We start from the raw sequence: 12,031 nt of genomic DNA on the forward strand, positions 1-12,031 counted from the left end.
AAGAAACAAACCAGAAAACCCCCCCCCTCTCCCCCCCCCCATCTCTTTTGGGGTGGGGGGGGGGGGGGGGGGGGGGGGGGCCCCCCCCCCCCCCCCCCCCCCCCCAGGCCGCCGCCAGAAGGGTGAGTGCCGCCATGGCGGCCAGTTGCTGTCGGTTCACTCTTCCATCGGTACCGGCACAAATGCGCTTATGCACCTAATGGGGCATACCGTTGGGCCATCAGGTGGACAGCCGTCTCAGCGACAGTGACAGCGACCGTCCGTCACCGTCACCGCACGCGGCACAGGATCTCGCCGTGCGGTACGGCGAACCAGCCGTCCTCGTCGGCGCCCCACTCCCGCCAGGCCCGGGCGATCCGCTCCAGCTCGTCCGGCGTGGCGTGCCCGCCGTCGACCGCGATCCGCGCGTACGCCGAGGCGACGGTGCGGTCCGCCCACAGCCCGCTCCACCAGGACCGCTCCCGCGGAGTGTGAAAACACCAGGCGGCGGCGGTGGCGGTGACATCGGCCGGAGCGAAACCGGCCCGGCGCGCCCAGGCGTGCAGTCGGCGTCCGGCGTCCGGCTCGCCGCCGTTGGCGCGGGCCACGGTCAGGTAGAGCCGCTGCCAGTCGTCCATGGCCGCCACCTCCGGATACCAGGTCATGGCCGAGTAGTCCGAATCGCGGACGGCGACGATCCCGCCCGGCTTGGTGACCCGGCGCATCTCGCGCAGCGCCTGGACGGGATCGCCCACGTGTTGCAGCACCTGATGGGCGTGCACCACGCAGAAGGTGTCATCGGGATAGTCCAGGGCGTGGACATCGCCGACCGCGAAATCGACGTTGGTCACGCCGCGTTCGGCGGCCGTCGCCCGCGCCTGTTCCAGGACGGCCGGCGCGTGCTCCAGACCGGTGACCCGGCCCTCGGGCACCAGCGCGGCCAGATCCGCGGTGATGGTGCCCGGGCCGCAGCCGATGTCCAGGATCCGCATGTGCGGGCGGAGCGAACCCAGCAGGTAGCCGGCCGAGTTGGCCGCGGTGCGCCAAGCATGGGAGCGCAGTACGGACTCGTGGTGACCGTGCGTGTAGACGGCGGATTCCTGCGGCATGGCCGGCTCCTTCGCTGGCTGGGGCGGCGGCCGGGGCCCGTGCGGCAGCGCCCGGCCGCCGCACGGGCGTCCGCGCGGACCGTGCCGCGGACGCCCTTCGGCGTGGTGAGCTCACCGTACTGCCCCATCTCGCATCATGAGAGTGCTATCTCACCATGCGGTCAGTCGGCTCATCCGGACGTCATTCGGGCAGCAGGCGATACACCGTCAGCGCCTCGTTCTCCTTCTCCAGCGTCAACTCACCGTCCGCGGCGGCCACCTCGCCGTCGAAGGCGACATCCGTGCCCTTCGGGAGGCCGCCGATCCGCAGCCGCCGCAGCCGCGCCTCACTGAGCACGGGGGAGTGGCGCAGCGCCCCGGTCAACGCCGCCGCGAGCAGCCGGGTCCGGGCCAGGCGGCCGCCGTGCACCACCCGCACATCGAGCACCCCGTCCGCCAGATCGTGCCGGCGCACCGGCGCGAACCCCAGCCCGCGGTACTGGCAGTTGCCGGCGAACAGCGTCCACACGGCCCGCCGCCTGCCGTTGATCTCCACCCTCAGCGGCTCCGCGGTCCGCAGCACCTCCCACGCCGCGAGCACCCCGGCCGGCCAGGCGCCGATCCGGCCCGCCCACTTCTCCCGGACGCGTACCAGCTCCGGATAGGCGCCGATGGAGAAGGTGTTGAGGAAATACCGCGCCGGTCCCTCCGGCCCCGCCCGGAAACACGCCAGGTCCACCGCGACCGCCTCGCCGGTCTCCACGGCGCGTGCCGCGTCCGCGTTCGTCTCTATCCCCAGGTCGTACGCGAAATGGTTGTGGGTGCCGCCCGGCAGCACCGCCAGCGGCAGCCGGTGGCGCACCGCGACCGCCGCCGCGGCGTTGAGGGTGCCGTCCCCACCGAGCACCCCCAGCGCGCCGCCCAACTGCCCGGCGCGCACCGCGGCCTCCTCCAGGAGTTCCTCCAGGGGCCGCGTGTCGGGCCCGCCGCACACCAGCACCTCGGCCCGCGGCAGCACCGCGCGCACCTCCTGGGCGCGGTCCGGACGCGGCCCGGTCCGCTGCCCCGAGCCCTGGTTCGCCACGACGACCAGGCCGCGCCCGCCGGGCAGCGCGGGCGCGTCCGCGCGCGGCCGGGCGGGCGGCGCCAGTTGGGCCCGCGTCGGCGCCAGGCCCCGCACCGCGAACGCGGCCCCGGCGCCCAGCGCGGCACCGGCCAGCACATCGCCCGGGTAGTGCACCCCCGTATAGACGCGGGAGAACGCCACCGAGACGGCGACCGGCGCCAGGGCCAGACCCCACCACTTGTTCTCGAAGGCGACACCGGTGGTGAAGGCCACCGCGGAGGCGGCGTGGCCGGAGGGGAAGGAGGAGGTGAACGGCTGACGGCTGAGCTGCCGTATGACGGGTACCGGGTCGAGCAGCGGGCGGCGGCGCCGTACGGAACGTTTGCCGAGCGTGTTCACCGCCGCCGACGCCACCGCCAGCGACGCCGCCCCGCGCAGCGCGGCCCGCCGCGCGGGCCTGCCGCCCAGGGCCGCGGCGCCCGCCGCGATGCCGAACCACAGCAGCCCGTGATTGGCGCTGCGGCTCAGTCGCGGCAGCACCCGCTGCGCGCCCGGCCACTCGCGGGACGCGATCCGGACGAAGGTCCGACGGTCGAGATGGGTCAAAAACGTTCGCATGCGCAACCTTGTACCCGCCTCGGCGCGCAACAGGCCCCGGCCCGCCCGCGCGGCGCCGGGTTCCACGCGGGCGGGCGGCGGTCGTCAGCCGGGCGGTCGTCGGCCCGGCGGCCGTGCTTCGATGCTCCGGTGATCAGACGACGGAAGACCGCCGACCTCGGCGCCTGCGTGGCCGTTCTGGCCGAGGTGCACGCCCACAGCGGGTATCCGCACCACTGGCCGGCCGATCCGGCCCGCTGGCTGACCCCCGACGACCTGACCGCCGCCTGGGTCGCCGAGACCGGCGGTGCGGTCGCCGGACACGCGGCCCTGTGCGGGAACGAGGTCAGCCGGCTCTACGTCGGCCCCGGCGCCCGGGGGCAGGGTCTCGGCGGTCTCCTGCTGCGCGGCGTCGTGGCGGAGGCGGCGGCCCGCGGGCTCCGCCCCGTACTGGAGGTGAAGAGCACCGACCTGTCGGCCATCTCCCTCTACGAACGGCGGGGCTGGACCCGGTGCGCCACGGAGCGGCAGGAGTGGGGGCCGGGGGAGACGGTGGAGGTGCACCGGTACGAGGCGCCGGACGGGCCGACGGGGGTCTGAGGCGCGGGGCCTGAGGCGGGGGCCGTGCCGGGGCGGCGCCAGGGGCGGGAATCTCCGCACGCACGGACGGGCGGTCCGTTGCCCGGCTACGGCCCCCGATGCGCGCCTGGCCGCCCACCCCGGCCGCCCCCCCGGCCGCCCGGCCCCCGGCCGTCGCCACCCCTCCCCGCTCGTGTCGTCCCCGCCCGCCGCCCGCCCGATCTGCCAAGGTGGACGGGGCGCGTGCATGCGCGAGGCCCACGCATCGCCCGCCGTCGTGGAGTGGAGGTACGCATGCGGCCGACCGCCCCGGACCCACCGGAGCCGGACCCGGAACCAGCGCCGGACCCGCCGGCGGGCCTGCCCGTACTGCCGGATCTCGCCGCCCACCTCTCCGCCGCCGCCGGCCGCACCGCACCCGAACCCCCCGGCGGCTCCCGGCCGCTGCGCGAGGCCGCCTGCGGCTACTGGGAACGCCGCGGCCTGGTCACCACGCCCGGCCGGGTGCTCGCCGCCCCCGGCGCACCGGTCCTCCTCCTCGCCCTGTACGCCGCCGCCGACGGCTCGGTGGTACTGCCGCGCCCCTGCGCCCAGTGGTACGCGCCCCCCGCCCGGATGCTGGGCCTGCCGGTGCACCTCGCGCCCGTACCGGCCGAATCCGGCGGCCTGCCCGACCCGTTCGCCCTGCTGGAGACCGTCCGGCGGATCCGGATGCACGGCGCCGCGCCCCGCGTCCTGGTCCTGTCCGTCGCCGACGACCCGACCGGCACCTGCCCGGCACCCGAGCAACTGCACGAGGTGTGCGAGGCGGCGGCGGGCGAGGGACTGTGGATCATCAGCGACGAATCCCGCCGCGACCTGCTCCACGATCCGCACGACACCGTGGTGCTCAGCCCCGCCGAGATGCTGCCCGACGAGGTCGTGGTGCTGACCGACCTGCGGGCCGCCCTGGTCCCCGGCTCCTGGCCCGCGGCGCTCGCCCGGTTCCCCGCCACCGAACGGGCCGACGCCCTGCGCATCGCGGTGGGCGCCGCGCTGTCGGCGCCGGACGCCACCCTGCCCGGCCCGCTCGCCTGCGCAGTCACCCACGCGCTCGGCGAACCGGACTCCGTACGCGCCAGGACGGCCGCCACGGCCCGGATGTACGCCACCCTCGCGGCCGCGCTCCACCGCACCGTCTCGGAAGCCGGGGCGGTCTGCCGCCCGCCGCACTCCGGCAGTCATCTGTACGCCGACCTCGACCCGCTGCGCCGCCCGCTGGCCACCCACGGAATCACCGAATCCGCGTCCCTGGAGCGGGAGTTGGCGGCCTGGGGGGCGCGCGGCGGCCACCGCTTCGGCGACGATCCGGCGGCGCTGCGCGTACGCCTGTGCGCCGACGCCCTGCTCGACACCCCCGACCAGGACCTCCCCGCCCGCGCCCTCACCGCGGCCGACCCCCTGACGCTGCCGCCCCTCACACGGTCGCTCACCACCCTCGCGCACAAACTCGCCACCCTCACGACCCCGACACCCGACTGACCGAGCCCGGGCCCCGCCGCGTGACCGCGCCGGACTCCCTACCGGCTCCCTCGTGCGACGACCGGCCGGACCGACTCGCCGTGCCGGAGCCGGTGCACGGTCACCGTCGGTGCCAGGAGTGCCGCCTGCCGCTCGAACTCCCGGCCCGGGGTGTGGAATTCGTGCGGCCGTACCGCGGCCATGCCGATCGGCCAGTACGTGCCGTAGTGCACCGGGACGGCGCTGCACGGCGCGAGCCGGGCCGCCGCCTCGGCCGCCCGCCGCGGGTCCAGATGCCCGTGCCCGAGGAACGGGCCCCAGCCGCCCACCGGCAGGAGCGCCACCTCGCACGGCCCCACCTCGCCGGGCATGTCCGCGAACGGCCCGGTGTCACCGGCGAAGTAGGTGCGGGCCGTGCCGTGCACGACATAGCCCAGCGCGGGCACCCGCCGCGGCCCGTACGGCAGCCGCCGCCCGTCGTGGGCCGCGCGCACCGCCCGTACGGTCACCGCGCCCGCCGCGACCGTGTCGCCCGGCCGTACCTCGCTCACCCGCAGCCGCCGCGCCACCGCCACCCGCCGCAGCCCGGGCACCGCCGCGCTCGCCCCGTACGGCACCACCAGCCGGGTGCCGTGCGCGAGGCGGGCCAGCGAGGCGGGGTGCAGATGATCGACGTGCAGATGGGAGACGAGGACGAGATCGGCCCGGGCGGCGTCCGGCGGCGGCAGCGCGCCCCGCCGGCGCCTCAGATGCGCCAGCCGGTCCGTGAACAGCGGGTCGGTCAGCACCCGCACCCCGGAGTCCTCGACCGTCACGGTGGCATGTCCCCACCAGGTGACCTCCACCGGCATCGATGACCTCCCGATCTCTGGCGTCCTCGCCCCGCCGCGCACCGCACCGCGCGCGGCGGCACCGGCGCCGAGGCGCGTCCGGACTCGCCGTCCGCACCCGCCGCGCGACCGTCCCGTATGGCAGTCTGAGGCATCAACGGGCGGGGACGCAGAGGGGATTGGCGAGCGCGCGCGATGGAGATCGGGGGGCGCCGGCACCGGCGCGTGTGGCAGGCGGTGGTGGCGCTGGGGAGCCTGGCGGCTCTCGGCGCCGCGCTGTGGGTGATCGACGCACTGCTGGACGGCGGACTCCAGAGCCAGGACACCGCCGGCGTGATCGGCCTGCCGCTGAGCACACTGGGCGTGCTGGTCGGGCTGCTGGCGCTGCGCCGCAGGGCCGGCCAGGGCGCCGACATCGCCACGGAGGCCAAACGCCTCGCGCACCGCATCAAGGCGATGGAGGGCCGCCAGTGGAGCCAGCTCCTGGGCGGCGACCTCGTCCCGATCGACCTGCGCTACACCACGTCGCCGTGCGGGCAGGCGAACGTCCCGTTCACCTCCTCGCAGGGCAGGCTGACCACCCTCGCGGAGGACTACGACCGCATCGGCTCCCGCCGCCTGGTGATCACGGGCGCGCCGGGAGCCGGAAAGACCGTCCTCGCGCTCAAGCTGCTGCTCGATCTGGCGCGGCGTGCCGAGGAGAAGGGGCCGGTCCCCGTCCGGCTCGCGCTCGCCGGCTGGAACCCCGCCCAGCCGTTCGAGTCGTGGCTGGCCCAGTGCCTGGAGCAGGACTACGACCGGGAACCCCAGGTCGCCCGCGACCTCGTCGAGCAGCGCCTGATCATCCCCGTACTGGACGGCCTCGACGAGATGGACGGCCCCGGTACGCCACCGGCCGCCTCCCGGGCACGCGAGGCCCTCGACGCGCTCGCCGACTACCACGACGGCGAACGCCGGGTGCCGATGGTGCTGACCTGCCGCACCCAGTGGTACGAGGCGCTGGAGCGGGCCGGGCGCGGGGTCCGCGACGCGGTCCGGGCCGAGATCGACGCGGTGGCCGTGGGGCAGGCCCGCGACTATCTCGTCAAGCGGGTGGCGCACACCCCCGAGCGCTGGGACGCGGTCCTGCGCGCCCTGGAGGACGACACGGCCGGCCACCCGCTGCGGCACGCCGTCGCCACCCCCTGGCGGCTGACCCTGGCCGCCGCCGTCTACGCCGACGACGAGCGGGCCGACCCCGCCGAACTCCTGCGCCACCAGGACCCGGCGCGTCTCGACGAGAACCTGATCTCCCGCTACATCCCGGCCACCACCCGGCTCACGTCCCGGGCCCGCAGCGGCTACCCGCCGGAGAAGGTGCACCGCTGGCTGGCCGAGCTCGCCCGCTACGCGGAAAGCGCCGGACGGTCCGGCGCGCCGCCCGAACTGGTCCTGCACCGGCTGTGGCCGCTGGCCGGCGCCCGCCGCGTCCGGATCGCCGACGCCGCGCTGACCACCGCGGTGTTCCTCAGCGGTGCGCTGGCGCTGCTGCACAACTCCTCGGAAGGGTTCGCGCCGACCCGGGGCCCGGCCATCGCCGGTATCGCGGCGCTGACCCTGGCGTTGCTGCTGCGCGCGGGAAGCGAGCGGGTGCCCAGTCCGCAGGGCGGCAAACTGCGCAGGTTCGACACTCCCGACGGCCGGCAACTGCTGCTGCGCAGGGCGCACGGCGTGGCCGTCGTGGTGCTGGCGGTGCTGCTGGTGCGCTGGCTCGCCTCCGGCCTGGTCGCCGTGGTCGTCGCCGTACTCGTGGCGGGTTTCGCGCTGACCCTGGTGGCCGAATACGCCGGCGGGTGGTCGCGCGGGCCCGGCCGGGTGTCGCTGCACCCCCGGGAACTGCTGCGTGACGACATCACCTCCGGGGTGACCTTCGCCGCCCTCTTCGGGCTGGTCTTCGGCGCCGTCACCGGATACGGCGGCGGCCTCGCCCAGGGCCTGGTCGCCGGCGTGCTGGGCGGATTCACCTGCGGGCTGGTGTGGTGGAGCGGCGCCGGCCGGCGCTACTTCGTCTTCCTGCTGTGCTCGCGCGGCAAACTGCCCTGGCGCCTGGGCCACTTCCTCGACTGGTGCTACGACGCCGGCCTGATCCGCATCTCCGGCAGCGCCTACCAGTTCCGCCACCACGAACTCCAGGCGTGGCTGCTCCGGCACCCGCGGCCGCCCGCCGGAGAATGAGCCGGTACAAGCACCACACCCGCACAAGCATCACACCGGTCCAAGCATCACACCGGTCCAAGCATCACACCGGTCCAAGCACCACAAGGCGCGCCGGGGCGCGTGGCAGGCTTGGCGGACGTACCCGCGACCCGGCGCGGGCCCGAGGGTTGAGGGGAGACGGCGTGCGGACCCCCCGGTGGCGAAGTGCGAGCGGTGCCCTGCTGCGGGTGCTCACCGTCTGGGTCGTCTCCACCGTCAGCCTGCTCGCCCTCGCCTGGCTGCTGCCGGACTTCCGGCTGCAGTCCGCGGACGGCGACAGCTTCCCGCGCGTCGTCCTCACCGCCGTGCTGTGCGCCGGAGTCTTCGGGCTGCTCAGCGCCCTGGTCTGGCCCCTGCTCGTCCGCGCCCTCCTCCTGGTGCCCGCGCTGGTCCTCGGCCTGCTGGTCTTCTTCCTCAACGGCTCCCTGCTGCTCCTCGCCCTCGACCTGCTGCCGGACGGCCGCGGCCAGGCCGCCCCGGAGACCGCGGTGGTCGTCGCCGCGGTGACGTCCGCCCTCTCCTCGGCGACCTCCGCCTCCCTGGCCGTGCGTGACGACGACGCCTACCGGCGGCGTCTCGTACGCCTCGCCGGCCGCCGCCGGACCGACGCCGCACCGGTCCCGAAAACACCCGGCACGGTCTTCCTCCAACTCGACGGCGTCGGCTATGACGTGCTGCGGGAGGCCACCGGCGGCGGACGGCCGCTGATGCCGACCGTCGCCCGCCTGCTCGACTCCAGCCACCTCCTCAGCCCCTGGCACACGGACTGGTCCAGCCAGACCGGCGCCAGTCAGCTCGGCATCCTGCACGGCAGCAATTTCGACCTGCCCGCCTTCCGCTGGTACGAGAAGGAAACCGGCACCCTCGTCGTCAGCAACCGGCCCACCAGCGCGGCCGAGTTGCAGCGGCGCGCCGTCCAGCAGACCGGTGAGGGCGGACTGCTCACCCTCGACGGTGCCAGCCGCGGCAACCTCTTCAGCGGCGGCGCCGGGGAAGTCGCCCTGGTCATGTCGGTGACGGCGCGCCGCACCAGGGACAACCGCTCCCGCGTCGGCTACTTCGCGTACTTCTCCGACCCCGCCAACGCGACGCGGACCGCCCTGTCCTTCGCGGGCGAGATCCAGCGCGAGATCGCGCAGTCGCTCCGCGCCCAACTGCGCCGGGAACGGCCGCGCGTCAACCGCGGCGGTCTCTACCCCGTCCTGCGGGCCTTCGCGACCGTCGTCGAACGCGACGTGGTCGTCGCCGCCGTCGTCGGCGACATGCTCGCCGGACGCACCTGTGTCTACGCCGACCTGGTCGCCTACGACGAAGTGGCGCACCACTCGGGGCCCCGGCACCGCGACACCCACCAGGTGCTGCGCCGCCTCGACCGCGCCGTCGCGATGATCGCCACCGCCGCGCACCACGCGCCCCGCCCGTACCGCCTGGTGCTGCTCTCCGATCACGGACAGAGCCCGGGCGAGACGTTCCGCCGGTCCTACGGGCTGGGCCTGGGCGATCTCGTACGGGCCGGCTGCGGGCTGCCGGTACCGCGCCGGGCCGGGCGGACGCACAGCGGAGCGGAGGCCCGCGCGGCGGCGCGCGCCGCGCTGCACCGACCGGAGGAGGAGCCGACGCTCACTCCGCCGACGGCACCGGCGGACGGCCCGGGGCGCGCCGCCTGGGAGCCGATCGTCCTGGCGTCCGGAAACCTCGGGCTGGTGTCCTTTCCCGAGGTGCCGCACCGGATGAGCCGGGAAGAGATCGACGCACGGCATCCGGCGCTGCTGAGCACGCTCACCAACCATCCCGGCATCGGCTTCCTGCTGGTGCGTTCCGAGGAATCCGGCCCGGTGGTGCTCGGCCCGTTCGGCGGCGAACACCACCTCGACACCGGACTGATCATCGGCAGCGACCCGCTCGCGGTGTTCGGCGACGGCGCGGCGGCCGCGGTCCGCCGCACGCACGGCTTCCCGCACTGCGCCGACATCATGGTCAACTCCGCCTACGACCCGGAGACCGGCACGGTGCACGCCTTCGAGGAGCAGATCGGCTCGCACGGCGGGCTGGGCGGCGATCAGGGCCGCCCCTTCCTGATGTGGCCCGCCGAACTCAGCCCGCCGACGGCGGACGGCCGGCCGCTGAGGGGCGCCGAAGAGGTGCACCAGGTGCTGCGCCGCTGGCTGCGGGAGGCGGACGGTCCGCAGCTCCCCCTCGCGCACGCGGTGCGCGAACTCCCCCGGCAGGCGGCCCGCCACGAAGGTTCCGCGCCGCCGAGCCGCCCCCCGCACGACAAAACCCGGTGATGCGCCGACCGCACGACAAAACCCGGTGCTGCGCCGCGCCGGACCGAAGATCCTTCGCCCTCAGGCGCCCGTGACGGGAGCATTCGCGCCGATTTTGAAGCACGGCGCCGACCCGGTGACCATGAGCGTCGGTCCGGCACACCGGACAGCCCGGCACGACGAGAGACGCGCATCACATGCACCGCAGCCCTGCCGCTCAGCACCCCGAGACCGGCTCTGACCTGCACGAGCAAGCCAAGCCGCCGTTTCGGATGAACCTCATCACCGCCACCGCCCTGGTGATGGGCAACATCATCGGCGGCGGCATCTTCCTGCTGCCCGCCTCGGTGGCCCCCTTCGGCACCGTCAGCCTGGTCGCCTTCGGCCTGCTGACCATCGGAGCCGTCGCCCTGGCCCTGGTCTTCGGACGGCTCGCCGAACGCCACCCGGACACCGGAGGCCCCTACGTCTACGCGCGCGAGGCGTTCGGCGACTTCGCCGGATTCCTCTCCGCCTGGTCGTACTGGACGATGACCTGGGTCAGCAACGCCGCGCTCGCCGTCGCCGTCGTCGGCTACGTCCACGTCCTCTTCCCCGGCCACGCGTCCGGCGGCACCGACCTGATGGTGGCCCTGGTCGCGCTGTGGCTGCCCGCCCTCGCCAACTTCGCGGGCACCCGCTATGTCGGCGTCGTCCAACTCGTCTCGACCGTCCTGAAGTTCGTCCCGCTGCTGTTCATCGCCGTCGTCGGGCTGTTCTTCTTCGACCCGGACAACCTCGGCTCGTTCAACGCGGGCGGCGGCAGCGCGGTCGGCGGGATGTCCGCGGCGGCCGCGATCCTGCTCTACAGCTACGTCGGCGTGGAGTCCGCCGCGATGAGCGCGGGCGAGGTCCGCGACCCCGGACGCAACGTCGGCCGGGCCACCGTCCTGGGCACCATCGGCGCCGCCGTCGTCTACCTCCTGGGCACCCTCGCCGTCTTCGGCACCGTCAGCCACGACCGACTGGTGCACTCCAAGGCGCCGTTCTCGGACGCGGTGAACGCCATGTTCGGCGGCCACTGGGGCGGCACCCTCATCGCCGGCGCGGCCGTCATCTCGATCGTCGGCGCGCTCAACGGCTGGACGCTGATGAGCGCCCAGTCGCCGTACGCCGCCGCCAAGGACGGCCTGTTCCCGGCGCCCTTCCTGACCAAGCGGCGCGGCGTGCCGACCTTCGGTGTCCTGGCCGCCACGGTCCTGGCCAGCGCCCTGACGCTGATCAACTACCTGACCGGCGCCGGCGGGGTCTTCGAGATCCTGGTGCTGATCACCACCTTCTCCGCCACCGTCCCCTACCTGCTCGCGGCCGGCGCCCAGATCTACTTCCTGCTCACCGGCCGGCGCGACAGGGTCCGCCCGGCCCGCTTCACCCGCGACCTCACCCTCGCGCTGACCGCCTTCGGCTTCACCTTCTGGCTCGTCGCCGGCGCCGGCTACGCCGCGATCTACCAGGGTGTCCTGTTCCTCTTCGCCGGCATCCTCGTGTACGCGTGGATGGCGGCGCGGCGCACGGGACGACGGGCGGCGGAAGCGGACGCGGAGGACGCGGCGGACGACGCGCGGGCGGACGCGCGGGCCGCTGCCGGCGAGCCGCTCCCGGCCTCGCCGGCGGCCCCGGCCGACGCCGAGTAGGGGGCCGCGGGGTGGCAGGTCCCCGGCGCCCGCGCTTACCTCCCGGGTAATCGACCCGCGCCCACCCGCCCGGCAGTCTGAGGGCATCGGGGGGGGGGGGGGGGGGAGCCCGCCCCCCCCCCCCCCCCCCCACCCCCGCCCCCAGCACCAGCCAAAACAAAAAGCACCCCCGACAGCACACAAACAGCGGACCAACCCAGCGCCGGCCCTCCTGCGG

General features: G+C 75.0%; 8 protein-coding genes. 5 read left to right on the forward strand and 3 right to left on the reverse strand.

All coding sequences use genetic code 11. The features are described from left to right. Positions 1 to 269: 269 nt before the first annotated feature. Both ACZ45Z_RS00870 and ACZ45Z_RS00875 read right to left on the reverse strand, forming a co-directional pair. Positions 270 to 1,088, reverse strand: coding sequence for a class I SAM-dependent methyltransferase (locus tag ACZ45Z_RS00870; protein WP_468354060.1), 819 nt, complete (start codon positions 1,086 to 1,088; stop codon positions 270 to 272). A 181-nt stretch (positions 1,089 to 1,269) separates the two neighbouring features. Continuing rightward, the gene (locus tag ACZ45Z_RS00875) at positions 1,270 to 2,751 is read right to left on the reverse strand and encodes a phosphatase PAP2 family protein (RefSeq protein ID WP_468354062.1); all 1,482 of its coding nucleotides are present in this window, start codon (positions 2,749 to 2,751) and stop codon (positions 1,270 to 1,272) included. A 129-nt stretch (positions 2,752 to 2,880) separates the two neighbouring features. Here ACZ45Z_RS00875 and ACZ45Z_RS00880 point away from each other — a divergent pair, with 129 nt between their 5' ends. Then, entirely contained in the window at positions 2,881 to 3,330 is a 450-nt protein-coding gene (locus tag ACZ45Z_RS00880) for a GNAT family N-acetyltransferase (RefSeq protein WP_468354064.1), read from the forward strand. Positions 3,331 to 3,603: 273 nt separating this feature from the next. After that, the gene (locus tag ACZ45Z_RS00885) at positions 3,604 to 4,830 is read left to right on the forward strand and encodes an aminotransferase class I/II-fold pyridoxal phosphate-dependent enzyme (protein ID WP_468354066.1); all 1,227 of its coding nucleotides are present in this window, start codon (positions 3,604 to 3,606) and stop codon (positions 4,828 to 4,830) included. 38 nt (positions 4,831 to 4,868) lie between these two features. Here the strand turns inward: ACZ45Z_RS00885 and ACZ45Z_RS00890 are convergent, their stop codons facing one another. Beyond that, positions 4,869 to 5,660, reverse strand: a complete 792-nt coding sequence (locus ACZ45Z_RS00890; RefSeq protein WP_468354068.1) for an MBL fold metallo-hydrolase — start codon at positions 5,658 to 5,660, stop codon at positions 4,869 to 4,871. A gap of 174 nt (positions 5,661 to 5,834) precedes the next feature. Between ACZ45Z_RS00890 and ACZ45Z_RS00895 the strand changes: the two genes are divergently transcribed. The 3 genes from ACZ45Z_RS00895 (at position 5,835) to ACZ45Z_RS00905 (ending at position 11,814) form a co-directional block, all read left to right on the forward strand. After that, a complete protein-coding gene (locus ACZ45Z_RS00895) occupies positions 5,835 to 7,853 on the forward strand; it encodes an NACHT domain-containing protein (protein ID WP_468354070.1) in 2,019 nt (672 codons plus the stop codon). Positions 7,854 to 8,017: 164 nt separating this feature from the next. Beyond that, complete coding sequence (locus ACZ45Z_RS00900) at positions 8,018 to 10,162, forward strand: phage holin family protein (RefSeq protein WP_468354072.1); 2,145 nt, start codon at positions 8,018 to 8,020, stop codon at positions 10,160 to 10,162. Positions 10,163 to 10,413: 251 nt separating this feature from the next. Beyond that, entirely contained in the window at positions 10,414 to 11,814 is a 1,401-nt protein-coding gene (locus tag ACZ45Z_RS00905; RefSeq protein ID WP_468355497.1) for an amino acid permease, read from the forward strand. The last annotated feature ends 217 nt before the right edge of the window (positions 11,815 to 12,031 follow it).

This window comes from Streptomyces sp. NPDC031210 (assembly GCF_055570395.1).

Excerpts from the sequence above, each read along its gene's own strand:
- ACZ45Z_RS00870 (WP_468354060.1), bottom strand. The coding sequence starts at position 1,088 with ATGCCGCAGGAATCCGCCGTCTACACGCACGGTCACCACGAGTCCGTA.
- ACZ45Z_RS00890 (WP_468354068.1), bottom strand. The coding sequence starts at position 5,660 with ATGCCGGTGGAGGTCACCTGGTGGGGACATGCCACCGTGACGGTCGAG.
- ACZ45Z_RS00905 (WP_468355497.1), top strand. The coding sequence starts at position 10,414 with ATGAACCTCATCACCGCCACCGCCCTGGTGATGGGCAACATCATCGGC.
- ACZ45Z_RS00885 (WP_468354066.1), top strand. The coding sequence starts at position 3,604 with ATGCGGCCGACCGCCCCGGACCCACCGGAGCCGGACCCGGAACCAGCG.
- ACZ45Z_RS00895 (WP_468354070.1), top strand. The coding sequence starts at position 5,835 with ATGGAGATCGGGGGGCGCCGGCACCGGCGCGTGTGGCAGGCGGTGGTG.
- ACZ45Z_RS00875 (WP_468354062.1), bottom strand. The coding sequence starts at position 2,751 with ATGCGAACGTTTTTGACCCATCTCGACCGTCGGACCTTCGTCCGGATC.